This window comes from Rossellomorea sp. NPDC077527 (assembly GCF_044542955.1).
GTDB classification, from domain to species: Bacteria; Bacillota; Bacilli; order Bacillales; family Bacillaceae_B; genus Rossellomorea; species Rossellomorea aquimaris_E.
On the sequence record NZ_JBITVL010000004.1, the window covers coordinates 390,128 to 416,394 of the forward strand.

At 41.4% G+C, this 26,267-nt stretch carries 29 protein-coding genes and 3 other annotated features; of the genes, 8 read left to right on the plus strand and 21 right to left on the minus strand.

Annotated features, from left to right (window positions below):
* The first annotated feature begins 52 nt into the window (after positions 1-52).
* Positions 53-1,144, plus strand: a complete 1,092-nt coding sequence (locus ACIGG7_RS16425; protein WP_397550296.1) for an AI-2E family transporter — start codon at positions 53-55, stop codon at positions 1,142-1,144.
* A 106-nt stretch (positions 1,145-1,250) separates the two neighbouring features.
* Here ACIGG7_RS16425 and ACIGG7_RS16430 read toward each other — a convergent pair whose 3' ends face one another.
* The 3 genes from ACIGG7_RS16430 to ACIGG7_RS16440 form a co-directional block, all read right to left on the minus strand.
* Entirely contained in the window at positions 1,251-1,520 is a 270-nt protein-coding gene (locus tag ACIGG7_RS16430) for a hypothetical protein (protein WP_224940564.1), read from the minus strand.
* A gap of 77 nt (positions 1,521-1,597) precedes the next feature.
* Positions 1,598-2,302, minus strand: coding sequence for a Type 1 glutamine amidotransferase-like domain-containing protein (locus ACIGG7_RS16435; protein ID WP_224940563.1), 705 nt, complete (start codon positions 2,300-2,302; stop codon positions 1,598-1,600).
* A gap of 131 nt (positions 2,303-2,433) precedes the next feature.
* Positions 2,434-3,945: a glycine betaine uptake BCCT transporter gene (locus ACIGG7_RS16440; protein ID WP_224940562.1), complete on the minus strand. Its 1,512-nt coding sequence runs from the start codon at positions 3,943-3,945 to the stop codon at positions 2,434-2,436.
* A 226-nt stretch (positions 3,946-4,171) separates the two neighbouring features.
* Here ACIGG7_RS16440 and ACIGG7_RS16445 point away from each other — a divergent pair, with 226 nt between their 5' ends.
* Positions 4,172-4,303: a hypothetical protein gene (locus ACIGG7_RS16445; RefSeq protein WP_263628064.1), complete on the plus strand. Its 132-nt coding sequence runs from the start codon at positions 4,172-4,174 to the stop codon at positions 4,301-4,303.
* Positions 4,304-4,753: 450 nt separating this feature from the next.
* On the opposite strand, the gene ACIGG7_RS16450 is transcribed toward ACIGG7_RS16445, so the two are convergent.
* The 4 genes from ACIGG7_RS16450 to mscL all read right to left on the minus strand — a co-directional run bounded on the left by ACIGG7_RS16450 (position 4,754) and on the right by mscL (position 7,838).
* Positions 4,754-6,283 carry an MDR family MFS transporter gene (locus ACIGG7_RS16450; RefSeq protein ID WP_397550369.1) on the minus strand — a complete coding sequence of 510 codons (1,530 nt, stop codon included), beginning with the start codon at positions 6,281-6,283 and terminating at the stop codon, positions 4,754-4,756.
* Positions 6,284-6,433: 150 nt separating this feature from the next.
* A complete protein-coding gene (cspD, locus tag ACIGG7_RS16455; protein WP_032088076.1) occupies positions 6,434-6,631 on the minus strand; it encodes a cold-shock protein CspD in 198 nt (65 codons plus the stop codon).
* Between the two features lie 179 nt (positions 6,632-6,810).
* On the minus strand, positions 6,811-7,365 hold the full coding sequence (locus tag ACIGG7_RS16460) for a mycothiol transferase (RefSeq protein ID WP_397550297.1): 555 nt from the start codon (positions 7,363-7,365) through the stop codon (positions 6,811-6,813).
* A gap of 89 nt (positions 7,366-7,454) precedes the next feature.
* A complete protein-coding gene (gene mscL / locus ACIGG7_RS16465) occupies positions 7,455-7,838 on the minus strand; it encodes a large conductance mechanosensitive channel protein MscL (RefSeq protein WP_224940560.1) in 384 nt (127 codons plus the stop codon).
* Between the two features lie 147 nt (positions 7,839-7,985).
* Between mscL and ACIGG7_RS16470 the strand changes: the two genes are divergently transcribed.
* Complete coding sequence (locus tag ACIGG7_RS16470; protein ID WP_224940559.1) at positions 7,986-8,456, plus strand: NUDIX domain-containing protein; 471 nt, start codon at positions 7,986-7,988, stop codon at positions 8,454-8,456.
* A gap of 123 nt (positions 8,457-8,579) precedes the next feature.
* The gene (locus ACIGG7_RS16475; RefSeq protein WP_397550298.1) at positions 8,580-8,831 is read left to right on the plus strand and encodes a DUF2164 domain-containing protein; all 252 of its coding nucleotides are present in this window, start codon (positions 8,580-8,582) and stop codon (positions 8,829-8,831) included.
* Positions 8,832-8,864: 33 nt separating this feature from the next.
* On the opposite strand, the gene ACIGG7_RS16480 is transcribed toward ACIGG7_RS16475, so the two are convergent.
* Together ACIGG7_RS16480 and ACIGG7_RS16485 are read right to left on the minus strand one after the other, a co-directional pair.
* Positions 8,865-9,314, minus strand: coding sequence for a hypothetical protein (locus ACIGG7_RS16480; RefSeq protein WP_397550299.1), 450 nt, complete (start codon positions 9,312-9,314; stop codon positions 8,865-8,867).
* Positions 9,315-9,990: 676 nt separating this feature from the next.
* Complete coding sequence (locus ACIGG7_RS16485; RefSeq protein WP_224940556.1) at positions 9,991-10,608, minus strand: NUDIX hydrolase; 618 nt, start codon at positions 10,606-10,608, stop codon at positions 9,991-9,993.
* A gap of 198 nt (positions 10,609-10,806) precedes the next feature.
* On the opposite strand from ACIGG7_RS16485, the gene ACIGG7_RS16490 reads away from it, so the two are divergent.
* Positions 10,807-11,421 carry a PH domain-containing protein gene (locus ACIGG7_RS16490; protein ID WP_224940555.1) on the plus strand — a complete coding sequence of 205 codons (615 nt, stop codon included), beginning with the start codon at positions 10,807-10,809 and terminating at the stop codon, positions 11,419-11,421.
* 38 nt (positions 11,422-11,459) lie between these two features.
* Here the strand turns inward: ACIGG7_RS16490 and ACIGG7_RS16495 are convergent, their stop codons facing one another.
* On the minus strand, positions 11,460-12,443 hold the full coding sequence (locus ACIGG7_RS16495; RefSeq protein ID WP_397550300.1) for a cation diffusion facilitator family transporter: 984 nt from the start codon (positions 12,441-12,443) through the stop codon (positions 11,460-11,462).
* Positions 12,444-12,591: 148 nt separating this feature from the next.
* On the opposite strand from ACIGG7_RS16495, the gene ACIGG7_RS16500 reads away from it, so the two are divergent.
* Complete coding sequence (locus ACIGG7_RS16500; protein ID WP_397550301.1) at positions 12,592-13,653, plus strand: DUF3900 domain-containing protein; 1,062 nt, start codon at positions 12,592-12,594, stop codon at positions 13,651-13,653.
* A 138-nt stretch (positions 13,654-13,791) separates the two neighbouring features.
* Positions 13,792-14,613 carry a GNAT family N-acetyltransferase gene (locus ACIGG7_RS16505; RefSeq protein ID WP_397550302.1) on the plus strand — a complete coding sequence of 274 codons (822 nt, stop codon included), beginning with the start codon at positions 13,792-13,794 and terminating at the stop codon, positions 14,611-14,613.
* A 42-nt stretch (positions 14,614-14,655) separates the two neighbouring features.
* Here ACIGG7_RS16505 and ACIGG7_RS16510 read toward each other — a convergent pair whose 3' ends face one another.
* Positions 14,656-15,144 (minus strand): metallophosphoesterase family protein, encoded by a 489-nt coding sequence (locus ACIGG7_RS16510; protein WP_397550303.1) that lies wholly within the window; start codon positions 15,142-15,144, stop codon positions 14,656-14,658.
* A gap of 1 nt (position 15,145) precedes the next feature.
* Positions 15,146-16,789 (minus strand): methionine--tRNA ligase, encoded by a 1,644-nt coding sequence (gene metG / locus ACIGG7_RS16515; RefSeq protein ID WP_397550304.1) that lies wholly within the window; start codon positions 16,787-16,789, stop codon positions 15,146-15,148.
* Between the two features lie 58 nt (positions 16,790-16,847).
* Positions 16,848-17,110 (minus strand) — a binding site (T-box leader).
* 144 nt (positions 17,111-17,254) lie between these two features.
* Between metG and ACIGG7_RS16520 the strand changes: the two genes are divergently transcribed.
* Complete coding sequence (locus ACIGG7_RS16520; protein ID WP_397550370.1) at positions 17,255-17,842, plus strand: class I SAM-dependent DNA methyltransferase; 588 nt, start codon at positions 17,255-17,257, stop codon at positions 17,840-17,842.
* Between the two features lie 99 nt (positions 17,843-17,941).
* Here ACIGG7_RS16520 and ACIGG7_RS16525 read toward each other — a convergent pair whose 3' ends face one another.
* The 9 genes from ACIGG7_RS16525 to ACIGG7_RS16565 form a co-directional block, all read right to left on the minus strand.
* The gene (locus ACIGG7_RS16525; RefSeq protein WP_224940549.1) at positions 17,942-18,109 is read right to left on the minus strand and encodes a hypothetical protein; all 168 of its coding nucleotides are present in this window, start codon (positions 18,107-18,109) and stop codon (positions 17,942-17,944) included.
* 147 nt (positions 18,110-18,256) lie between these two features.
* Positions 18,257-19,048, minus strand: a complete 792-nt coding sequence (trpA, locus tag ACIGG7_RS16530) for a tryptophan synthase subunit alpha (protein WP_397550305.1) — start codon at positions 19,046-19,048, stop codon at positions 18,257-18,259.
* Complete coding sequence (gene trpB, locus ACIGG7_RS16535; protein ID WP_397550306.1) at positions 19,041-20,243, minus strand: tryptophan synthase subunit beta; 1,203 nt, start codon at positions 20,241-20,243, stop codon at positions 19,041-19,043. The genes trpA and trpB overlap by 8 nt, the downstream gene beginning before the upstream one ends.
* Before the next feature lie 28 nt (positions 20,244-20,271).
* Complete coding sequence (locus ACIGG7_RS16540) at positions 20,272-20,877, minus strand: phosphoribosylanthranilate isomerase (RefSeq protein ID WP_397550307.1); 606 nt, start codon at positions 20,875-20,877, stop codon at positions 20,272-20,274.
* On the minus strand, positions 20,874-21,662 hold the full coding sequence (trpC, locus tag ACIGG7_RS16545; protein WP_397550308.1) for an indole-3-glycerol phosphate synthase TrpC: 789 nt from the start codon (positions 21,660-21,662) through the stop codon (positions 20,874-20,876). Before trpC ends, ACIGG7_RS16540 begins: the two co-directional genes overlap by 4 nt.
* Positions 21,663-22,688, minus strand: coding sequence for an anthranilate phosphoribosyltransferase (trpD, locus tag ACIGG7_RS16550; protein WP_397550309.1), 1,026 nt, complete (start codon positions 22,686-22,688; stop codon positions 21,663-21,665).
* A complete protein-coding gene (locus ACIGG7_RS16555; protein WP_397550310.1) occupies positions 22,660-23,271 on the minus strand; it encodes an anthranilate synthase component II in 612 nt (203 codons plus the stop codon). The genes trpD and ACIGG7_RS16555 overlap by 29 nt, the downstream gene beginning before the upstream one ends.
* Positions 23,268-24,665: an anthranilate synthase component I gene (trpE, locus tag ACIGG7_RS16560; RefSeq protein ID WP_397550311.1), complete on the minus strand. Its 1,398-nt coding sequence runs from the start codon at positions 24,663-24,665 to the stop codon at positions 23,268-23,270. The genes ACIGG7_RS16555 and trpE overlap by 4 nt, the downstream gene beginning before the upstream one ends.
* A 70-nt stretch (positions 24,666-24,735) precedes the next feature.
* Positions 24,736-24,985: a binding site (T-box leader), on the minus strand.
* A 48-nt stretch (positions 24,986-25,033) separates the two neighbouring features.
* Positions 25,034-25,280: a binding site (T-box leader), on the minus strand.
* Positions 25,281-25,371: 91 nt separating this feature from the next.
* Positions 25,372-26,229: a GNAT family N-acetyltransferase gene (locus ACIGG7_RS16565; RefSeq protein ID WP_397550312.1), complete on the minus strand. Its 858-nt coding sequence runs from the start codon at positions 26,227-26,229 to the stop codon at positions 25,372-25,374.
* Positions 26,230-26,267: the final 38 nt, after the last annotated feature.

Sequence of the window (26,267 nt, forward strand, 5' to 3'; positions counted from 1 at the left end):
ACCTGTTTTTGTTATACTTAATCAGATAAACAAGTCGATAGAGGTGAATAGGTTGACCAAGAACAAGATGTATTCCTGGAGCTTACAAATTCTTATTTTTCTAACCATCATTTATGTTTCAACTAAGATTTCCTTTCTTTTTGAACCGATCGTTGTATTTGCATCTACATTATTTTTCCCGATTATCATTTCTGGCTTTCTGTATTTTTTATTAAACCCATTAGTGAATCTTCTCGTTAAAGCAAGGTTGCCTCGTACTCTTGCGATCATCGTCTTATATGCGGCGATCATCGGGGCAATGGTATTGATCATTGGAAATATCGCACCTGTCATTACCCGTCAGGTGACGGCATTATTCAATGCGCTGCCGGAGTATGCGCGACAAACAAGGAATTTTATTGAATACTTGTCTGAAACACAGCAGTTCAAATGGATGATGAATCAGGATTATGTGTCTCTGAAGGATATCGAGAATCAGCTGGTGGATTTCGCTAATACATTACCTGATAATATCACTACCGCATTAAAGGGGTTATTGAGTGTATTGACGAGTATTACGATCCTGATCGTAACCGTACCGTTCCTGCTGTTCTTCATGTTCAAGGATGGACATAAATTTCCAAGGGCGATTTCGAAATTCCTGCCTCCTGCATACCGCGAAGAAGGAATCAATACCCTAAAGGACACAAGTGAAACACTCGCCGCATACATACAGGGACAATTAACCGTCGCTTCTTTTGTCGGCACTCTTACCTTTATCGGTTATTTAATTATCGGTTTACCATATGCCTTGGTTATGGCGCTGATCGGGGCCGTTACAAACATCATTCCGTTCATCGGACCGTTCATTGGTGCGGCACCTGCCATCATCGTTGCCTTATTTGATTCTCCTACAAAAGCGATTCTGGTGGTTGTCGTTGTCACAATCGCACAGCAAGTTGAGGGTAACCTTCTTTCTCCCCTTATTCTGGGCAAGCGGTTGGATACGCATCCAGCGACAATCATTATCTTATTACTTGTTGCAGGTAATTTAGCAGGGATACTGGGAATGATTTTAGCTGTGCCAACGTATGCCGTGTCAAAAACAATCGTATTGAATTCGGTGAAGTTCATTAAATTACGAAGATCTTCCATACAGGACTAACAAAATGGAAACAACCGGGAAAACACCCGGTTGTTTTTTTATGTATGGTTTTCCATAAAAGAAATGAAGCAATCTCCTTCTTGGAAATTGCTTCATTGATAGTAATTCATTTCTTTTTGAAAAGTTTATTCGAAGCACCTTTCACTGCTTTACCTGCTGAATCAACGGTTTTACCTATAGCTTTGTTTCCGGCATTGCTGACATTTTTCACAAAGTCCGTAGACGTATCCGATACTTTCCCAACCAACCCGCCTTCTCCACTTACACTCTTAATGATTCCATTGGCCGTGTCTGCCGTTTTATTCAGAAGCTCACTAGCCTGCTTCGACGTATTCTTCACCAGATCACTTGCTGTATTGCGCTTATCTTCATTCATGATGTTTCTCCTCCTTTGAAAAGACTCATCACTATCCCTATGTGGAACGCAACCAAAGTATGCATGCTTCTAAATCATCATATCGAATTTCCTAAATACTCCGTCGGCAATTTTGTTTCTTGAACCTTTCCACCTTTACTCTCAACCCGGTAGGCAGATGCTTGTTCTCTTGAACTGACGACCCTGGCAAGTTCACCATCGATAAAATGCAGAGCTGCCCCATCATCAGCTGCATAGCCGCCTTCCAATTCTCCCCTTTGGATATAAGAGTGATACAGAGGACGACGGTTTTCTTCACCGTCATAGTGTGGGGAATGACTTCCTGCAATCAATCCCAATCCCTTAATGGGCTCTAATCCATCTCCATAGGAATCAGTAGTCCCTTCTTCAAACCAGCAAATCGATCCTGCACTCAGCCCTGCAAGAATGGTCCCCGATTCCCAAGCCTTCCTTAAGGTCTTGTCCAGTTCCCACTCTCTCCATATGGCTAGCATATTTTTCGTATTCCCCCCTCCTACATAAATGATATCTTTTTCAAGAAGGAAACCTTCAATATCCCTGGTGCTTGGCTTGAATAAAGAAAGATGAGATGGTTCACATATGAGTGTTGAAAAGGCTTTGTAAAATCGTTCAATATAACTATCAGCATCTCCACTGGCTGTAGGCAGGAAACAAACGTTAGGCTTTATTGTTCCTGCTTGTTCTAATATGTACTGATCCAGTAACAGGTTTTCCGGTTCCATCGAGAATCCGCCCCCACCCATTGCGATTATCTGTCTCAAAACCATCCCCACTTTCATTTTAATGTATCTATATTCTACCAAATGAATCAAGATAGTAGTGATATTCTATTGAATGATTCTCACTATAAAAAATTCCCCCCTATCATTTGATAGAGGGGGAAGGATGTGCTTTATTTACTTGTTTCGGACTCTGTATTTCTTTTGCCTTTCATCCCGATATCTTTTTGGAATGAAATGATCAACCCATAGGTCATGACGAGTAAGATGACACCGAGTGGAAGTGCCGTAATGATGGTAGCAGCCTGCAACCCACTGATTCCGCCTGATCCCATTAAGATTGCTGCGATGGCTGCTAAAACGATCCCCCAGCTGAATTTTACGAAAAATGGAGGATTCAAACTTCCATTTGATGTTTGCATCCCTAGTACAAAGGTGGCAGAATCTGCCGAAGTGACAAAGAATGTGATGATCAGGAACAGGGAAATGACCGATAGGACCCCACTTAACGGCATTTGATCATAAACGTAGAATAATGCTGTTTCCAGGCTTTGTCCTGCCACATCTATTCCTTTTACAAGATCAAAATACAGTCCGGTTCCCCCAAAAACGCCAAACCAAAGTGAACAAACGATAGTTGGAACGATAATGACCGCAATAATGAATTCCCGCACGGTTCTTCCTTTTGAAACCCTGGCAATAAACGTTCCTACAAACGGAGTCCAGGAGATCCACCACGCCCAGTAAAAAATCGTCCAATCCTTCACCCATTGGTTATTTTCTACATTAAATGGCGAGAAGCGTAATCCCATACTTGGAAGGTTCTGAACATAGCTTCCAAATGTGGTCAAAAACAATTCCAGGACGAATTGCGAAGGTCCCACGACGAGGAAAACCATGAATAACACAACTGCCAGTATCATATTGGCATTGCTCAAATATTTGATTCCCTTCGATAACCCTGTGGATGCAGATGTAATATAAAGTACCGTAGCAATTCCCATAATAATCAGTTGCGTCGTAAAATTAATGGGAATGTCCATAAGGTAATTGAGACCGCTGTTAATTTGCTGAGCTCCGATCCCTAATGAGATGGCTACCCCGAAGATGGTTGCAAATACGGCAATAATATCAACAACATAGCCAATCGGACCTTTCGCTTTATCACCAATGACGGGATAGAGAGTCGCGCTCATTAGTCCAGGCATACCTTTCCTGAACTTGTAATAAGCAAGTGCAAGTGCAACGACAGCATAAATAGCCCATGCATGGAATCCCCAATGAAGATACGTATATCTTAACCCTATCTTCGCCGATTCAATGGTTCCACCCTTACCGAATGGAGGTGTCCCGTAATGGGAAACAGGTTCAGATACCCCGTAGAACAGAAGACCTATACCCATGCCAGCACTAAAAAGCATCGCAAACCAAGTTAAGGTCGAATATTCCGGACGGTCCGTATCTTTTCCTAAGCGAATCTTTCCGTACTTACTCAAGGCAAAAAAGATCGCGATGATAAAAAAGAACGTAGCGGAAAATTGATAAAACCAGCCAAACTTATCAAGGAGAACTCCTTGCGTTTTCGTCATGACATCAATTAACCCTTGGGGAAATATGACTCCCCACAGGACAAAAATCACCCCTATAGAAATCGCAATCCAAAACATTGATGTGAAATTTTTCAACTAACTTCCCCCTTAATCCATTTGAGTCAATTCAATATACACAATCCAATATGTAATAAAGAAATAAAAGCATGAACTTATTGATACCCTCCAACCCAGATTTATAAACTAGTAAGTTAATGGAAATGTGTTGTTAACGTATTGAAAACAGGTGGAGAAAAAAATTCATATTAGGAGTATTTTTTTTGGAAACCGGGGCAAATTAAAGGAGACGGAGGTGATAAAGATGACAAATAATAACAACAAAAAGCCACAACAACAAAAAAATGAAGCAGAATTCGCTCAAGAGCAAAACGCTGCTCAAAAAGCTAAAAAAGCTGCTAAACAACAAAACCAACAAAACCAACAAAACAAATAATCTAACATAGTAACCAATTTGATACTTAAAGAGAGACCAGTCAATTGACTGGTCTCTTTCCATTAGAATTACATAATGATCAATGAAAATCCCCAAAACCTATATAAAAAACCTCCCCGAATTCCTTCGGGGAGGTAAATTACTTGCAGTAAAGAACAAATCAACTTTTATGTTTCTTTTTCTTAAACGGTTTGTAGGCTACCACTACCGCAACCACCGCTGAAATTACATTTATGGAAGTCCCAATGAGATGAGAGCCTTTATAACCTGAATCGGCATACATATTCGTTATGATAAGACCGGCTATGATACTCAATAAAAGACTGACACCCAGGAATACTCCAGTAAAAACAAAAAATTTCTTAGCATTTTTCCACAAAACTTCAACACTCCAATATAACAAACCTAATATAAACTTAATTGGGGAAGAGAACTTCAGACAGGAAGCATCTATTCATTCTCTTTCTCCCTATTCTCTGTAGATAGATTGCTGTTAACTTCAAGCCTGCTATTGCCCATAAGGAAAACAAATACCAACGCAACACCGAGCGGTATCAATGCATAAGCAAAAGTTGTTGTAATAGAGTCTGACATCGAGTCAGTGATCTTAGAAAGAACAAAGTCCGGTATCTTCTCCCGCATTTCAGGTTCGAAGATGCTACGTGGATCCCCCTGAAAATTGCCTCCGCCATCTTGCCCCTTGAAGGCACTTTCCATATTCGAGGCAAAAAGTTTGGTTTGAAGGGTACCATAAACCGTTATTCCAATGGTCATCCCAAGCGAACGAAAGAAGGCGTTCGTCGAGTTTGCAGAACCTCTAAATCTTGGATCAAGTTTATGAATCGTGGCGTTAGGAAGTAATGAGAATGAAAAACCGACTCCAAATCCGCTTATGATCATATAAAGTGTCAATAACCATCTACTCGTATCTGGTTCCATTGTCGCAAGTAACAGCATTCCTGTAATGAACGAAATGATTGAAAGCCACATGATATTGCGATAGCTTGTTTTGGTCATCCGTATTCCAGCCACAGCGCTTCCTGCTACTGATCCCAGCATCAAGGGGGTTAAAATTAACCCGGCATTTGTAGCCGATCCTCCGTACACAGCCTGAACAAAAATCGGAATCAATATCGTCAATATGATGAAGGCTGCACCATACAAAAAGGCCAGGGCCTGTGCGGATGCAAACAGTGGACTTTTAAACATCCAAAATGAAATGATTGGCTCAGTTACTTTTCGTTCAATCAATAAGAAGCTAATAAAAAAGAGCAGGAAAGAACTGAATAATCCGATGATTGGCCATGATGTCCATTGAAATTCTTTACCTCCAAATTCAAGGGCAAACATCAGACTCACAACCGCTATCACTAACGTAATAGCCCCTCCCCAATCAATTCTCTGATCAGATCGCTGTGGGGATTCTTTATAAGCAGTTGTAATGAAAAAGAGAGAAAGAAGTCCGATCGGAACATTGACATAAAAAACCCAATGCCAACTGAGGTTATCCGTCAAAAAGGCACCAATCAAAGGTCCAAAAACAGAGGCAGAGCCAAATACCGCTCCGAGGAGCCCGGTCATTTTCCCACGTTTCTCAGGAGGGAATAAATCAAATACAATCGTAAAAGCGATAGGAAGAAGTGCACCTCCCCCGATCCCCTGGATGGCACGGAATATACTTAGTTGAACAATATCCTGTGCAATCCCACAAAGAGCGGAACCAATCAGGAAGATCGAAAGACCGAATATGTAAAACCGCTTCCTTCCGTACATATCAGACAGTTTCCCGAAAATCGGCATCCCGGCCATGACTGCTACCATATACGCTGATGTAACCCAGACGAATTGATCGAGACCTCCCAGATCTGATACGATAGATCCCAAAGCCGTTGCAACGATGGTATTATCCATGGCCGACATAAGGATCCCTAACAATAATCCGGCAAGCGCCAATTTCATATTACTTTCTTTTGCAACCAACACGATCATCCTTCCATAATAAAACAATCTCAAAGTGTCTATTATATTATAGAACTTTCTCCCTGATTGTCCAGCCGGACTGATTATCCATTAGAACAAAAAAACAGAGCACGTCAGCCGACGTACTCTGTTTGAAATTATACGGTTGGATTACTTTTGAACGTTAGCTGCTTGTGGTCCACGAGCGCCTTCAACGATTTCAAATGTAACGTCTTGACCTTCTTCTAATGATTTGTATCCTTCACCTTGAATAGCAGAGAAGTGAACAAAAACATCGTCTTGACCTTCAACTTCGATAAATCCGAAACCTTTTTCAGCGTTAAACCATTTAACTTTACCTTGTAACATAAAACATGTACCTCCTAGTGCAGTTGCACATAAAAATATTTATATTCCTGCTCTGATTAAGATTCAAGACGAATTGTTTTTCAATCATGTATATTAACCGAACAAAAATAACTATCTTTACTATAACAGATTGTCATCCAAAACTCAAGAAAGGAATGGGTCTAATTGTAAATGTGAGCCTACTCTGTCATTGCCTTTTCATTTTCTTTTGCATATAACTTTTTGATCATCCGTATCTGTCCCCTATGATTGATTTCATCTTCAAAGACATGGAACCATTTAAAGAAGTTATTACCCTTTTGTCCGTACCACCAATCTGTTTCCTCATAAAGCCATGACTCGTCTAATTTAGTAAATTGCTCAATCGTCTTCCTTCTTGTGTTTTGAAGATTCTCCAAATAGTACCGGACGTCATTTCCTTTTATGACTTCTGCAGCCTTGTTTCCCAGACTTAATGCAGGTTCCAATGTCGACGCATATGCTTCAATTTCATCATTTGTCCATTCTTCAAACGTGAGAACTTGATAAATCTTCTCTACTGCATCGAAATGAGCCAACAGCATCCCGATGGAATTCGCTTCATCATGGCAACGGTAATCAAGCATTTTAACTGACATATCTTCCACCTCTTGAATAGAAGTGAATCTGGCATAATCCATCATGGAGAGAAGCAATGAAAAGTCCTTCTTCATACCATTTTTCTCTTTGATTAAGTACATTGTTTTCATATCCATTTATAAGTCCCCCTTTTGGTCTTCACTTACTATATTGGATACAAAAAGAAAATCCCCTTTATTATTAGTCTAATTCAGTCTGAAAAGGTCTATTGAGGTTGATTTGAAGTCTCCTTCAAAAGATCGCGTATTTCCTTAAGGAGTTCCTCTTTCTGATCGACTTTAGTTTCTGTTTTTACTTCTTCTTTTCTCTCCAACTTTTTATATAATCGTACGATGAAGAATATAACCCATGCTATAAGAAAAAAGTCCACTACATTTTGAATGAAGACTCCATAAGTAATCACGGCGTCCCCTACCGTTACCTTCAGATCTGTAAAACTGATCCCCCCAAGTATAATTCCAAGTAGAGGCATGACGATGTCATCAACTAGTGATTTGACGATTTTGCCAAATGCGGCACCAATGATAACGGCCACCGCGAGATCTATGACATTCCCTTTTACGGCAAATTTTTTAAATTCCTTCCACATAAGCATTCTCCTTTATACCTTTCATCACAGCTGAATTCGAGCCATGTCCGACTTAGTTTACCACAATTATACAAATTTATATGGTCGTTACGTTTTCTTTCTGCTAAACTGGTCTTTCACCAGTTCATGCAGAAAAGGAGAGATGGAATGTTATACCCTATTAGAATTCGTGCAGGTGCTATCATTGTAGAAACAGGAAGAATATTATTGGCTGAGTTCCAAGACGAACGTGGTCTTCATTATAATCTTCCCGCGGGTGGCGTTGAAGAAGGAGAATCGATTAAAGAGGCTGTAGTAAGAGAAGCATTTGAAGAAACAGGCGCAAGAGTAGAGGTTGAATCGTTAGCATTTACATATGAGTATGCACCCCATCTAAACAAACATCATTATGGACCGATACATACACTTTCCATGTTTTTCTCTTGTAAGCGGACAGATCATCATTCCACACTTTCACCAAGTCAGCCGGACCCTTCACAAACCGGTATCAGATGGGTCCCAGTATCAGAACTTCATTCCATCGTGCTTTACCCTATGATACAAGACCGGATTTTGAAATATATCCAAAAAGAGGAGCAGGAAGTTTTTATAGAAGAAAATGAGCTTATAAAGAAATGATCCCGGAATAACACATTGAACTCCCCATCTTTCAACACATCAAGAAGAATCGGAGGCTTTCTTCCGTATCCCTCATTGGCCCCCTTATGTTACGATGGAAGAAACCAAACAGGAGGGTTACATATGATGTTCACAAAGATACCTAAAGAACAGAAAGATGAGATGATTGGAAGGATACAAAGTTTTTATTATGAACAAACCGGGGACGAAATCGGCGATTTGGGAGCTGAGAATTGGTTTGATTTTTTCATGAAGGAAATTGGTCCATTTCTGTACAATAAAGGAGTGATGGATTCCAAGGATGTGTTGATGGATAAAATGCTTCTTCTTGAGGACGATCTTTATGCATTAAAAAGACCGGTGAATCCCAAATGATGCATATTGCATAAAAAGGAGCAGGGGTATACCCTACTCCTTTTCGATATCATGAAGAACCTTTTCATCTATCCGGCCATTATCATTCACGATTTCAATGGTGACCGCTTCTTTATCTTTGTTCTTAATTTCCTTAATGATATTATCTATATCGTCGCTTTTCTTAATATCTACAGTTTTTTCTACCTTGATTTCTTTTGAAGCCTCTCCTTTCGATGGGCTCTTAAGCTCTTCATCCGTATAGATCAAGTCGGTACCAAGTGCATTTTTGATTGTTTTTCCCTGGAGGAAAAAACGCGCACGGAACTTGGTATCCGGTTCTAGGGCTTCATCCGTTAAAACACCGGAAAAGGTAAGTGTGTCCGCTTCTTCATTCCACGTTACACCACCCTTTACAACAATGTCTGCTGCATTCCGATTACATCCTGCTAAAAGGATGGCAAAAAATACACCTACAATCAATATTGCTTTTGATCCTTTCACTTGTTGTCCTCCTCTTATGTATGTGCACTATTATCTTACCAAAAGATCTATTATGAGTGCCAGAACATTTGCTTTTCTTACGGATAAGAGAACATTCTTCGATTTGTTTAATGTTTAATGATGAGAATATAAAAATGATAAAGTTATTAGAGGGATATGGTGAGGATAGAAATGGAGTTTATACCGTCTGCTGGTATACTAGACCCAGCAATACTTAAAAAGAATAGGCAGGTGGTTGGATCAATGGTATCCATACCATTCCCAGATTGGAATGGGGGTTTCTGTATGTCATTCTACACTTCCGAACGATCTAGTCCTGAATTGATCATACCACCAATACGTGTTGCTCCATGGCCAGTGATTATTTTTTTAAATGCTTATTACATACCGCCTTCAGGATAAACAGTTTTTCCTGGACACTTAACATTCTCCAGCATTTAGCACGAATGATCATAATTTTTTCCCCTCTCCTTATTTCATCATCTAACTGTTACTTCTCTTTACCTCCTTCTAATCATTTACAAACCATTCAATTTGCTACAAATTTACAAATAAAAATACCTTCTCCGACAGATTAGATTATCGAAAAAAGTATTAAAGCGAAACGAATGTCAATTCGTACAAATAATTGTAGAATTTCTTTTTATATTTTTTTGTTTTAATGGCAATTCAAAGGTTACTTTAGAAGTTTAATAAAATGATTCAGAACACGGGCGGTGAGCCCCCAGATGACTTTGTCTTCATAGTAATAGAAATGTTCTTTCATATTTCTTGCCTGCCAATTGTATTTTTCTCCACCGGGAATCTTTTTATAAGGGAAGCTCTCTTCAGGTTCCATTTTAAATTTGATATTGTACAAATCCGGTTCTCTTTCAAGAAGATAAGAGAGTGGTGCTGTGAAAATTTCTTCCACTTCGGCTGGGTTCGGACGCAATTCTTCCAATGCTACATTCAGTCTGCCTACATATGGGTAAATAATGGTCCCAAAAGGAGACACGATATAATCTAGCGGATATATGTCCGAGATGGTATTCTCATGAATTCCCAGTTCTTCAGACGTCTCCCTGCTTGCAGCTGCCTTCTCATCAGAATCTTTTCGATCGATACGGCCTCCTGGAAAACATATTTCCCCCGGCTGTCTCCGCATACTCAAGGAGCGGACTTCGAATAAAACGTGAATGTCACCATTCACTTCTATTAAAGGAAGCAGAATAGCATATTCGGAAAATGTTTCACTTCCCAGCACTTTAGGCGTTCTGTCCTTGAAGCGCATCAGTAGTTCGTTCACATTCATTCTATTCCCCCCTTTGCTATAATCTATTCTATGATTTTCTTTATTATAGTATGAACAGAATGTAACACCAAACCAAAGGTGCTCAATATTGAAAATACCAAATTTATCCATACATTATATAAAACTATGATATACTATTGAATACTTCTCAAAATAAAAAGAAGAATCTTCAGTACAAAATAGAAAGGATTTGAAAGCATGTTTGGAAAAGTTGCTTCAGACGTATTAGGTTTAAGTGATATCGGCACAGTCATCAAGCCGGCAGATTACGATAAAGCCGATTCCGATGATTATATTATGCATGAGGATGGAGAAAAAATTTATTTCTTGATCAAATCAAAGGCCGATGAATATTGCTTTACAAACAAAGCTCTCATTCATCTGGACGGTACCAGTGCAGCCAGCAAAAAACGGGTGCTACGCCGTCTGGATTATTATAAATATCAACTCTCGAATGTCCTGCTCGAAACTGCTGGTACAGTCGATCTTGATGTAGAAATCAAGTTTAAGATCGGATCTGACATCTATTCCATTGATGTTCATAAAAAACATTTAACAGAAGTGAAAGATCTATATAAATCTTTAATTAAGATTGGTGAAATCACTACTGACAATAGCATTTACTCTTCTTTTGCCAATGAAAGTCTTCAACTTGCGTCGTCGACTTTGGGTCAAGTGAAAACAAATGATGCGAATATAGTTGAACAATTTAAAGAGGTCAACCAATATGCCTTTCACTGGCTATCAGATAAGAAAAAAGAGTTTACTTTAAAAGATTTTGGGTTTGTATTTGAAACATTCATTCAAAATTAACCTTCATGATCCGGCTGGAATATTCAGCCGGATGTTTCTTATGACATTTCAGATGCATGTCTTCCTTTCCACTCCTGAATCCCATCATCCTCAATGATTCCCAACGTAACATCAGCAATATCAGGATCGGCTATTAACTTTTCCTGAATGGCAAACTTAATATCATCCGCTTCTGAAAGAGGCATTCCCTTCTTCAATTCAAGATATGATTCTACATGGTAATAGCGCCCTTCCTGGATGATCCTCAGCTTGAAGATATCAATGACTGCTTCATGTTCAAAAATGGCAGCGGCAATCCTGTCTTCTACTTCCTTCGGAGCCGCAACTCCAATCAGACCGACCATATTATCATACCCCACCCGAAAGGCAACCCCCACCATCAGAAATCCAATTACGATCGTCACGATCCCGTCCAGGAGTTGAAACGTGCTGAAATAGGAGACAACTACCGCTATCATTGCAAGAATAGCTCCCGATACAGCTACCAGGTCTTCATAAAATACAAGCCTTGTTGGTGGAGCAGCCCTTTTTACATGCTTAAACGCATCCGTGACAATTCCTGCTCCCCTGCTCTCCACTCGTGCTTCCTTACCGATTTCCTTCATGGCTTTAAAGAGTATCGTTCCATCAATGATGATATTTAACAGCAGCACTGACACATTGATCCAGATCCCTTTAACCTCTGCCGGATGCTTGAGTAGATGAAATCCTTCACGTATTGTTTCATACGCCATGACCGACACTACGATGACCGCAATCATACAAAATAGATTGATGACACGTCCAAAACCTGTAGGGAATTTTTCTGTCGGCTTTTTTTCTGAAAGGACGCTGCCGATGAACACAAACCCCTGATTAACTGAATCGGCTAATGAGTGCATAGCGGATGCAAACATGGCCCCACTTCCACTGAATAGAAATGCTGCCCCTTTTGCTACTGCCAGGATCCCGTTTCCCACCATCGCAAAGAAAGAAGATTTATTGCCTTTTTTCACTAATGAGAGAAAAGATTCATTACTCATCAAGCTCACCCCTTACATTTTTTCAACCTAATAGGTAGTATCTCTCAAGTCAGTACTTTCATAAGTCAATTGACGAACCTTTTGAGCTTTTCTATACTGAAACAATGAATAAGAATAAAGATTTTAAATTTAGTTAGGAGTACAAACCATGGATTTCACCATACAGCATCTTTCCTTTTATTTAATACAGGTCGAAGGCAAAGGGGAAGAAGCAGATAAGCGACATAAACACTTTCAAACGCTAACAGGTTCTGAATATGAAGAAAGCCCTTTAAAAAGCTTTCTTGACGGAGAACTGACGAAGATCGTCAAACGAAAGGTAGACAGGCATTCAAAGTCAGAATCAGCTCCAACAAAGATTGGCCGATTTGTTGTGGAACCCGGTCATGAGCTTACATCCAATCCAAACTACAATTTATTTCACCGAACCCGTTTCGCTGAGAATAAAGAAGATTTTCGTGAAGCGTGCGACCAGTTTGTTCAAATGTACATAGAGACCAGCGCCATCAGAGGCGGGGCCTTTCTGGTGGCATCAGCAAAGCTGACGAAATTTTTTGATGATCCCTTCTTGTTCCTCATGAAATGTGATTTTGAACCAAAGGTAGCCACCATTACGGATGAAGCCACTCTGATTCACAATGTAGAGATGGCAATCACCACGAAAAATATGAAATCCATTCAATATCCGTATATGCCGGAGGAAGGTATGATGGATTCAGCGGAGATCAAAATTCATCAAGCTTCACACGCAAGATACTTCGAAGATTTCCTGAAATGGGTCGAGTATGAAAAGTCCATGCCTGAAATCGTCAAATCACAAGTATACGGCATGGTGAAGGAACATATTTCTGAAACCTATGCTGAAGAAAGCGACGAAAGGGTTGAATTTGAAGAAGCAGTGGAAGAGTGGGCAATCAGCCAGAAGCGTGAACTGCAGGAACGGTTCACGACTGAACAAGTGGTTGAAGCCACTTCTCAAATCGTGGAGCACTCCCCTGAAATTGAGCTGAAAGTGAAGCTTGACCATGTATCCGTGAAAGCTCTTCTCTCAGACTTCGGTGACAGCGTTCACTTAGCCAAAGTGAACGGTCGCTATATCTTAATGATTGAAAGTGAATCGGTCATGTTTGAAAAAGGATTTTCCCCACTGGAATTTTTAAAGCCTGATGACCTGCATGATGTGATTCAGCGTATACAAGAAAAGCCATGACCTTCTGCCATTGAAGTTCATGGCTTTTCTTCATCATATTCCTCTCATTGGTCTAATCACCCTATTGTCAATACATGGATAGTGAACTAATATTTAGAATGAACATGCTTTATTCTGCAAGGGATCGGGGGATTAGAAATGCTTACTACAAAACAACTTCAAGATATCAAAGAACTTCAGAACATTTGCGAAAATCATGAAGGCATCCACTTAAAACTAAACTGGGAAATGCTAAAAAAACGCCAAAACGATCAGGATGACTTTTTGCATTATAAGGATAACAGACTGATTGGATTTTTAGGTTTATATGGTTTCGGGGATTCGTATGAATTATGTGGGATGATCCATCCGGATTTCCGACGTCAATATCTGTTTCAACAGCTGTTCAAAAATGCACAGATCTCTTTGGAGAATCGTACAGTGAACAAACTCTTACTTAATGTTCCGGGGTCATCGGCTTCGGGAAAGGAATTTGTATCTACAACCAATGCTGTATACGACTTTACGGAGTATGAAATGAAATGGAATCAGTTACGATTGGACTTAGAAACGGATACTGTAGGATTAAGAACTGCTGATGAACACGACATAGAAACCATTATTGACCTTGATGAAAAATGCTTCGGGATGGTCCGAACAGATGCTGCATCATACACACAAAGGTTATTTGAAGAGTCTTTAGGTAATTTTATGATCCTATATAATGAAAATACAGTCGGAAAGATAAGAGTTCATAGAACAGAAGGAAAGAGCTTCATTTATGGATTTGCTATCTTCCCCTCCTTTCAGGGAAGGGGCATCGGGAGAAAAGCATTGTCACAAGTGGTGATGAAGGAATCGGAGTGGACTGGTGACATTTTCCTGGATGTGGCAGCGAACAATGGTAACGCACTGAAACTTTACGAATCCAGTGGTTTTCAAACCTTCTACAGCCAAGATTACTATCATTATCCATTATAATAAAGTAAGGAAGCACAGTGCCATTTTCAGGCGCTGTGCTATTTAAGTATAAAATTTATGCTCAATCTTCCAAGTATCTTCAATCATCAAAATGCCATGAGAATAATAAGGAAGTTTACGTTTATCAGTGGGAGAACCAGGGTTGAACAGAAGAACCCCTTTCATGAAGCGTAAAAAGGGGATGTGGGAGTGACCAAAGATGATCACATCCACATTCTCTTCTTCAAAAGCTTCCAATGCCCTTTTTTCAGTGGTTTTCCCCACTCCGTCCCCATGTGTCACACCAATCTTAAGTCCTTTCACTTCAAAGACCCTTTTTTTGGGGAGAAGCGATTGAAGTTCATCGCTGTCGACATTTCCGGCAACGCCAATCAATTCCCCATACCTTGCAAACTCTTTATATACATCAAGGGTCTGAAAATCTCCTCCATGGATGATAAGATGACTTTCCAGAAGATCCTTCTGAAGTGTACGAGGTAGTTCTCTTCCTTTCCTGGGCATATGTGTGTCAGACACAATGACTATCTTCATCTCATTCTCCTTCGGATTTTTCATTCAGCTTTTCCCTTTCCTTCTCAATCCATTCCAATTCAATCCTGTTAAACAGAGGCGATGTCTTTTCTATTGTTAGCTTCAATGGCAGGGATACACTTTTCCACTCGAGCTGATTGGACATGCCTAACTGTCCTCCTATCTTAGAAGCGGTGAAGGGTAAAAAGGGCTCAAGGAGATTCCTAAGGTTACTTATGATGTAGAGGAATTCTTCGAGTACTTTTTTCCCTTCCTCCCTCTTTTCTTTTACCATTATCCAAGGTTTTCGTTCATCAAAACGTTTATTCGACCATCGAATAAATTCGAATACCTCTTCCAGCCCCTGACGTGTACTCCCTGCTTCAATCCATTCACCAACAGAGGTATATGTTTCTTCCACTTTTCGTTGCACGATCTCTTCAACAGTGGTTAAGGTAACACCATTACCGAATTCTTTCTGGTAGAACTTCACCGTGCGTTGAACAAGATTTCCACATGCTCCGAGAAGTTCACTGTTATGGCTGTAAATAAATTCACGCCATGAAAAATCGGCGTCCCTCTTTTCAGGTGCATTAATGGTAAGGTAATAGCGAATGGTATCGGGGGGATAATCCGCTAGAAGGTCCTTCAGCCACACAGCCCAATTTCGACTTGTCGAAATTTTTCTTTTCTCCAATGTGAGATATTCGTTTGAGACGATGTAATTCGGTAAAGTGATTTCTTCATTCAATCCCATAAGGACCGCTGGCCATATAATAGTATGAAATGGAATGTTATCTTTCCCATGAACATAATAAGCATGGGTATCCTTTTTCCAATATCTTTCCCACTTATCTACACCTTCTTCAGCCCATTTCTTTGATGCACTCAAATATCCACACACCGCTTCTATCCATACATAGATTTTCTTGTCACGAAAGCCTTCAATCGGGACTTCCACCCCATTTTCTAAATCTCTTGTGACCGGGCGGTCCACTAGCCCTTCATTAAGATAACGGCTGGTAAGCTGGACGGCATTCTCACGCCACTTTCCTTTATGTTCATTCAATAATCGTTGTAGCGGTTGTTGAAAACGGGAAAGCGCAAAGTACAAATGGGTGGTTGTTTTGAGAACTGGTTCATGACCGCATAATTTACACCTTTTATCCAATAAATCTGTCGCATCCAAGACAGTCGAGCAGTGATCACATTGATCACCCCTCGCGATTGAACCGCAGACTGGACAGATTCCTTCCACGAATCGGTCAGGCAAAAATCGTTTATCATGCTGGCAGTACACTTGCTCTACTTCCTTTTCATACAGCCACCCTCTTTCAAATAGGATGGTAAAGATCTTTTGTACCTCCTCATGATGGTGACGGTGATCGGTTCTTGTATACTCATCATAGCTGAATCCCAACGATTGAAAGCATTGGACAAATTCTTCATGATAACGGTCTGCTATCTCATCTACACGGACACCTTCCTCTTTTGCCCGAATCCCAATTGGTGTTCCATTGCAATCGCTTCCTGACACATAAAGGACTTCTTCTCCCTTCAAACGATAATAACGGGCAATGATATCCCCTGGGAGCAATCCCGCGATGTGCCCCAAATGCAGGGAGCCGTTGGCATAGGGCCAAGCCCCACCTATAAAAACAGTCATATTCATTTCCTCCTCACTATAAATATAAAACCCCTCGTCCCGTAGATATCAAAAGACATCTAAGGACGAGGGGTTATGCTCGTGGTACCACCTTAGTTCATAGCCTGCTCACGCAAGGCTATCTCAACAAGTACGGGGTATGCCAACCCTTATACCGTAGCAGTGATAACGGACGCTCATCCCCGTTCTACCCTACACCCTGAAGGTTCGAATAGAATGCTCCGAGACCATCTTCCCAAGACCGTTCCCTTGCTTCTTTTCAGCATCCGAAGCTCTCTTTTAAGGGGACTGACAAGGTACTCTTCTCATCTACGCACAAATCAATTTGATTATATTATGCCACTATTTCCAAAAAATGCAACATTCTTTTGAAGGTTTTATTTTCAGGGTTTGGTGGAAAAGAGTAGGGACAAATTTTTATTGAAGTACCATCCATTAAATAGAGGTGATGCCCTGTTGTATTCGATGCAAAGGCAATTCAAACGTCCGAAAGGCTTTCTCGGCTGGGTTGTTGGGAAAGTGATGGAGATAGATAATAGGAAAATAAATAACTGGTCGATTAAACAATTGAACATCAAAAATGGTGAACGTATTCTTGAAGTTGGATATGGACCGGGCTATTGTATCCGGCGGATTACCAACCGCTTCCCACGAACTCTCGTAGATGGTGTCGATATTTCCGAAACCATGAAAGAAACCGCACAAAAGAAGAACGAGCATGTCATAAAGAGAGACATGGTTCGCCTGTTTATTCGTGACATCAGTGAATTCGAGATAGAGAATGTTCAATACGACCGGATTTTTTCCGTCAATAATTATCCTTTATGGAATGATAAGAAACGAGCCCTCAGCCATATATACAATATGCTTAAAACAGAAGGTACCTTGCTCATTACCGTCCAGCCACGCGGAGAAGAAGAACGGGACAGCAGGGCCGAAAAGTATGGTAAAGAGATCTCTGAGGCTCTACAGGAAGCAGGATTTAAAGACATTGCACTTTCGTATAAAAAGGTTAAGCCTGCTTTGACTGTGTGTGTGAAGTGTGTGAAATAGAGATTTATCTGTAAGGGACGACCCTGGCAGGCTTCCACATTGATGCATCTTCTATCATGAATAATAATCAGCCGGTCCTTAAGGACCGGCTGAACTCTATTACTCTTGAGAACCTTCGTCAGAATTGCTCTCATCCGTGTTGCTTTCTTCATCCATGTTTTCTTCCGTACCTTTATCATCTTCTGTGTCGCTGCTGCACCCGGCTGCAAATGTAACTACTGATAGAGCTGTCATTAACATTAATAACCACTTCTTCATACTTTTCATTTTCATAGCCTCCTGTTATGATGCTTTGTTCAACTACATCTCTATCATACTGATTTTCCAGAGTAATAGAAGGCTATTTACCTTTATTTAACATACATTTAGATTCTGTTCATCTACTTCTTGATTTCTTTACAAATATGATATATTTCACGATTGGAGGGTCCCCGCTTTGGAGGCGCTGATTAATTCCGTGATTTCATCGAAGGCGTTCTGTTGAATAAGATCAATTATTCTGCTACCAACGACAACTCCATCACAATTCTCACTCATTTTGCGTACATGATCAGGAGTGGATATCCCAAATCCAGCGAGAACCGGAACTGTACTGTTATTCTTTAGTTTCTTCAAGTGAGTGGATATATTGCCGGCAAATCCCTCTCTTGTTCCTGTAATGCCGTTTATCGTAACAGCATACAGGAATCCCTCCGTCGCTGACGCCAGTTCCTTGATCCTTTCAAGAGGACTTGTTAGCGTGGCCAGTTGAATAACGGCAATCTCCTGTTCTCTGGATGGTTCACTTACCAGCTCATAGTGCTCCAATGGAAGATCTGGAATGATGACTCCATCCACCCCCGCCTTTTTACATGCCGCGAAGAAACGTTCTATACCATACTTGTAAACTGGATTCATGTACGTCATAAAAATAAGGGGGATCCCGATTTCTGCTCTACTCTTCATTAATAGGTCGAACACCTGCTGAAGCGTTGTCCCTTTCCCCAGTGCTCTTTTTCCCGCTTCTTGAATCGTCGGTCCATCTGCAACGGGATCGGAGAACGGGATCCCGAGTTCAATGGCCGTCGCTCCACTATCCTCAAGTTTCTTTAAGGTTGATATCAAGGATTCAATTCCACCGTCTCCCGCCATTACATACGGAATGAACAGCTTATTTCCTTGATCCAATTCAGCTTGAAGGGTGCTCTCCAAAAATCTCTTACCCATGTTGACTACCTCCCATTAATTCTTTTACTTGTTCAACGTCTTTATCTCCCCTGCCTGATAAACATATGACGACCGACTCTTCCATTGACATGCTCTTAGCGATTTTCACCGCATGAGCAACAGCATGGGAGCTTTCGAGGGCCGGAATGATACCTTCAGTTTGGGATAATTGTTTGAATGCATCCAGCGCCTCAGTGTCTGTAATGGACGTATAACGGACTCTTTCAATTTCCTTTAAGAAGCTGTGCTCGGGCCCCACACCTGGATAATCCAGTCCTGCTGAAATTGAATGGGCTTCCTGCACCTGCCCTTCTTCATTCTGAAGGAGATACATCATGCTGCCATGTAGGATACCGACAGACCCTTTCGTTAAGGTAGCGGCATGTTTTTCTGTTTCAACACCGCTTCCAGCTGCCTCGACTCCGTATAGTTCTACTTCTTGGTCATCAATGAACGGGTAGAACATCCCCATGGCATTGCTCCCTCCCCCTACACATGCCACTATGGCATTCGGGAGGCCCCCCTCTTTCTCGAAAAATTGTTTTTTCGTTTCATTTCCGATGACACTCTGGAAGTCTCGGACCATTTTCGGAAATGGGTGCGGCCCCAATACGGACCCCATGATATAGTGAGTATCTTCAACATTGGCGACCCAGTAACGGAGAGCTTCATTGACAGCATCCTTCAGAGTGGCACTGCCCTGAGTGACACTGATCACTTTCGCCCCGAGAAGCTCCATTCTGAATACATTCAGCTTCTGTCTGCGAATGTCTTCCGCTCCCATGAATATGACACAGTCAAGGTTTAATAACGCACAAACCGTTGCGGTTGCCACCCCATGCTGCCCTGCTCCTGTTTCAGCTACGACCTTCCTTTTCCCCATTCTTTCAGCGAGGAGGGCCTGACCGATCGTATTATTGATTTTGTGTGCTCCTGTATGATTGAGATCTTCACGCTTTAAATAGATTTTCGCCCCACCTACCTGCTTGCTTAAATTTTCCGCATAATAGAGAGGGTTTTCCCTTCCAACATAATCTTTTAAATAGCTTTGAAGTTTCTCTTGGAAACCATCGTCTTGGGTTGCTTCCTCGTAAGCCTCTTCAAGTTCCTGTACGGCTTTCATTAACGATTCAGGAACGAACCTTCCACCGAACTGACCGAATAAGCCTTTTTGATCTGGTTGTGCATACAACATTTTACTTCCTCCATTCATTCTTTTATCTTTACACTGATTTTGCCTCTCGGATAAATGATTCTATCTTCATCCGGTCTTTCCTTCCATCGGTTTCAACTCCACTCGAGACATCCACCATATAAGGACGGACCTTTGTGATCGCCTCCCTCACATTGTCAGGGTTCAATCCTCCTGCAAGAATCAGGTGCTGAGGGGTGATCACTGAATCTGTATAGTCCCAATTAAATGTTGTCCCGTTTCCTCCTCGATGTGGTCCCTTTCCACTATCCAACAAGATCATCTCACCGCCGAAGTCTTCCATTCCGGCAATATCTTCTTTTTCCTTCACCGGGATCGCTTTGATAAATGGAAGATTGATAGTGTGGCAGAACCGAACTGATTCGTCTCCATGCAGTTGTACATAATCAAGGTCCACCAGGTGAAAGATCTCTTCCAGTCGATCCATTGTTTCATTCACAAACACACCGATTTTCAATAGATGTGTAGGAAGTGACGCACTGATACGAGCTGCTGTTTCCACGTCTATTTTCCTTTTACTTTCGGCAAATACGAAACCGATGGCATCTGCTCCTGCATCAAGTGCCCACTCGGCTTCCTCCAGTGTTCTGATACCGCATACCTTCACTTTTGTCATTTGATTACACCTTTTTTCACTTGAAGGGATGATAAGGTCGATTCCGTATGTTCACTCCTCATCAATGTCTCTCCAACGAGGACTCCTTGTGCCCCTGCATCACTTACTCGCCTGCAATCCTGTTCATCTCTTATTCCACTTTCACTAATAAGGACAACCTCTCTCCCCTTCACCATGGATGCAAGTGATTCAGTAATGAGGAGATCCACATCGAACGTTTTTAAATTCCGATTATTGACTCCGATTATAGTAGCTCCAAGATCTAATGCTTCCTTCATTTCATCTTCGTTATGAACTTCTACAAGAATTTCAAGATCAAGGCAGGATGCGTAAGTATATAATTCTTTCAATCTGATGGGATCCAAGGCCGCAACGATTAAGAGAATCACATTTGCTCCTGCATCCCTGGCACGATCAATTTGAATTTCATCGATGATGAAGTCTTTGCAAAGAATCGGGATCGAGACCGCTCTCCGCACATCGGCAAGATCCTCCATCCTTCCTTTAAAAAAGGGTGTATCAGTAAGGACAGAGATGGCGCATGCCCCAGCTTCTTCATATTTAGCAGCCTGTAACACAGGATCGACTTCCATTCTGATATCCCCTTTTGATGGAGAGGCCCGTTTAATTTCTGCTATTACTTGTAGTACATCTGCTGTTTTTAATGATTCAAATAGAGATTTTGAAGACATATCTTGATTCTGATAGAGCTCATATCCAGCTTGTTTCAACTCCTGGACTTCTTTTTTCTTCTTTTCAATGATTGTTTCTAAAATGGTAGACAATTAAATCACCTGCTTTCGTCGTTGTTGGCTGAAGTGAATCAGAGATGACAGTGCATCTTCTGCACGACCGCTTTGAATGCTCTCCCTTGCAAACTTTACGCCCTCTGCGAAGGTCGATGCTTTACCATGTGCGAACAATGCGATACCAGCGTTGAATAGGACGGTATCAGTATAAGCTCCTTCTTTCCCCCGCAAAACGTCCTGTAGTATGCGGGCGTTGTCTTTTGCATTCCCACCACGTATTTCTTCGATGGAGTAAGAAGGAAGGCCGACTTCCTCTCCTGTTAACGTAAATGAGCTGATCTTTCCATCCTCTAACAAGACGAGATGATTCTCCCCTGCAAGTGATGCTTCATCCATGTTATCTGCACCATTCAGAACGATTGCCCGTTTTCTTCCCAACTGATGTAAAACCTTCGCCATCGTTTCTAGTTTGTCTCTTCTATAAACACCTACCAGCTGGGTTTCCAATTGAACCGGATTCGTTAATGGACCTATAAGATTAAAGATGGTCGGAAATTTCAACTCCTTCCTTACCTTCATGATTTTTTTCAGCCCCGAATGGATATGGGGTGCATACAGGAAGGCAAGATTGGTTTCTTGCAGAAGACGTTCGATTTCATTCGCCTGAAAGTCCAGGGAGACACCCAGTTGTTCCAACACATCTGCACTCCCGGTTTTGCTTGAGATGCTTCTATTTCCGTGCTTTGCCACTTTGACACCAGCACCTGCCAATACGAATGCGCTCGTGGTACTGATATTAAAGCTCTGAGACCCATCTCCTCCTGTTCCACAGTTGTCCAGTACACCCTTCAAAGTGCTTGTAATCGGCAATGCTTTCTCTCTAAGCACCTCAACGAGGCCCGTCATTTCATCCACGGTTTCACCCTTCATTTTCAACAGTGTTAAGAAACCTGCAATTTGACTATCTGTTGTATCTTCCATGAATAATTGTTGAACCGCTGTCCTCATCTCATCTCTCTCTAATGAATGACCCTCAGATAGTAATTGTAGATAATTTTTCACGGTTATTCTCCTTTCTCTTCTCTTCTAAAAAATTCCCAATGATTTTCTTCCCCGTTTTCGTCCCGATCGATTCCGGGTGAAATTGAACTCCGTACAGAGGATATCTCATATGCTTGATGGCCATGATCTCGCCATCATCCATAGAGTGAGCAACTTCTTCTAATGACTGCGGCAAAGTCCCTTTCTTGATAACCAATGAGTGATATCGCATCACTTCCAATGGTTGAGGCAGATATTCGAATACCCCACTGCCATTATGTTTGATGAGGGAAGTTTTCCCATGCATCACATTCCCGGCAATTTCTATGCTTGCCCCAAAGGCTGCTCCAATTGCCTGATGTCCCAGACAAACCCCGAGAATCGGCACACTAGCGTGAAGATTCTGTATAATAGGGATGCAAATCCCCGCATTTTCCGGCTGCCCCGGACCCGGTGAAAGGATGATTGCAGAAGGATTCATCCTCTTTACTTCATCCAATGTGATGGCATCATTCCGTCGAACGATGACTTCTTCTCCTAGCTCTTCGATATATTGAAACAGGTTATACGTAAACGAATCATAGTTATCTATCAATAAGATCATCCTGTTACCTCCAGTAATGATTTTGCTTTATTCAATGTTTCCTCATATTCACTTTCAGGATCAGAATCATATACAATACCTGCGCCTGCTTGAACATTTGCCTTGCCATCTTTCAGAACCATTGTTCGGATTGCCAGGGCAAAGTCCAGATTTCCGTTGACCCCTATATAACCGACAGCACCTGAGTATACGCCGCGTTTGGTGGTCTCGAGTTGATTGATGATCTGCATCGCCCTGATCTTCGGTGCACCGCTGACTGTCCCCGCAGGCAAGCAGCTTGTCAGTGCTTCTAGTGGGGAGACGTCTTCTTTCAATTCCCCTTTCACCTCTGAAACGATATGCATCACGTATTTATACCTCTCGATGGTTAAATACTTGGATAAAAAGATTGAACCTATGGTACAGATCCTGCCTAAATCATTCCTGCCCAAATCGACAAGCATGCGATGTTCGGCTATTTCCTTTTCATCTGATAGAAGCTCTTTTTCTAGTTCCAAATCTTCTACCACGGTTTTCCCTCTGTGTCTTGTTCCTGCTATTGGATTTGTGGTGATCTCTTTCCCCTGTACTTTCAACAGGCTTTCCGGCGAAGCCCCCAATACGATATAGTCTTCAAAATCGATGAAGAACATATATGGTGATGGATTTGATTTTCGCAAGCTTCGATAGAAAGAAAAGGGATCTCCTGAAAATGGGGCTTGAAGCCTTTGCGAAAGCACCACTTGAAAGATTTCTCCTTTTTTAATCGCCTCTTTAGCCCTGTGAACTTTCTCCATGAATTCTCCTTTTGATGTTTGTGCAGTAAAGGAGAGTCGTTTCAATTTTTCTTTATGAGTGTGCAGGTATACATCGGTTAGCTCATCCTCGATTTCCTCTACTTTTTCTTGAAGATTTTCTCCTCCCCCCTCTATCCATTCATCCATGACGACGATGAATACTTTATGTTCGAGATGATCGAAAACGATGACTTTTTCATAGAACATTAGGTGTATGTCCGGCATTTCCAGTTCATCATGGGGGGTGATTCCGATTTCTTCGTACTGCCTGATCACATCATATCCAAGGTATCCAATCCCCCCACCTGTAAAAGGAAAGGGTGCATCGAGTATGTCCTGTCTCGGTATCAGGTTTTGAATCATCGCTATAGGATCCCCAGTCCTTTCTTCTATTTCGTCTGAATTGATTTTCTTGAACTGAACCGTATTTCCATATGCCTTACATTCCAAAAACGGATCGCTCCCAACAAAAGAATACCGTCCCGATTGTTCATGTTTCAGCGAACTCTCCAGTAAAAATTTCTTCTTGCCCTTTAGCGATTGATAGAGTGAAATTGGGGTGAACATATCACCATTCAATTCTTTTACCACATAGTTCAATTCCTGTTGCTTCATCATTATTTGCCTCCAATTCAACATTCCATTAAAAACCATAAAAAAAGTCCCCTATGAACATAACTCTCTGTTCATAGAGGACGATGCTGACCGCGGTGCCACCTCTTTAGTTGGGATACATATATGTATCCCCTCTTGATTCAAGTACGGGGTGTAATCACCCGATACTCTATCCTTTTAACGGTGGAAATCCGGACAATCCTACTTCATTCAGATCATCTCTCATAAGTCCATTCCAGACAAGCTATCATGCTAAGGTCTCACTATCCTTAACTCCCTGTTATGCATCACTTGAATGTACTCCTCTTAATCAGCGATTTATCAATATTTGATTATAAAAAAAGGTATCTCATATTCCATTACATCATCATGTAAAGGACGAGATACCCGTGGTGCCACCTTTGTTGACTGTCATAAACAGTCCACTCAATCGTATCAAAGCAGAATGCTTGAATACGCGTCTTTTGTAACGATAAGACATTCGCCAAAGCCTACTCCGGGTGGTTTCGGTTTGGAGGCTCGGAAGTCCATTCCCTAAGACCGCTCACACTGGTTCTCACCAACCACCAGCTCTCTTAAGTGTCGATCAAAGGTACTCCTCTTCGTCATAGCCATTCGCTCATTTAATTAATTGTTTATTATACTAATCCCTTTTTTTCTCGATGTCAACCATTTATCTGAAATTATATTCAGTGTCGTATTAAATGGTTCATCCAATGGAAATCATCGTCGAATCACAAACAGGCTTGTAGCCGATTTCCATATAAATTTTGTTTGAGGTGGGATTATCCAGGTCTGTATATAGTGAACAGAAGGAGTGATCCTTCAGTAAAAGGCGGCTAAGTTCTGCCACAACAGAAGATGCGTATCCTTTCTTCCTGTGTTCTGAAGGGGTATATACAAAATTTACGGTAATTCCATTTTCTGTTCTCCTTGCAGCCCTAGCCATGGAAACCGGTTGTCCATCCACTTCCCAAAAGAACACATAGGATTCATTTTCAATCATATCTTTCGCCCTTTTACGTGCATCTTCATCAGACATGGGTGTCACTTCTGTATCTGCGACAAATCCACTAATCCATCGGGCTAATAGTTCTTCTTGATCTGTATATACAGGTACCATTCTTCCTTTACTTAACGTAATATCATTCACCCTATTCAATTGATATACACGTTGGTTCATACGGACCTTGAAGCCCTTTCCTGTCAGCCTACACCAGGCATTAGTCAATTGAGATGCGGTTTCTTTCTCGGAAACAAAGCCAGGAACGGCTATGTTTAAAGCATCACAAAAGGTTTTTAGCCGTTGTACGATTCCCAGAATCTCTTCTTCCTCCACCTTCAGAGTACCTACAAGATAATGGGGAGGAGTCATAATGAATGACCCCACAACGCCGCCTCCCTCCTTTTCAACCAGTAAAAGAAGAGGATCTTTATATTTGTCACTCGTCTTCATTGTGTTCACTAAGCCCAATGGCAGGTTATTGGCCGCTTCATCTTCCATTAGAAGCGGGTACACCCGGTCGTGGAAGGCTGATGGGTCCTTATATTGTGTCAGTTTATACATATTATCACCCCATCACAGTATTCTCCAAGTCAAATCAG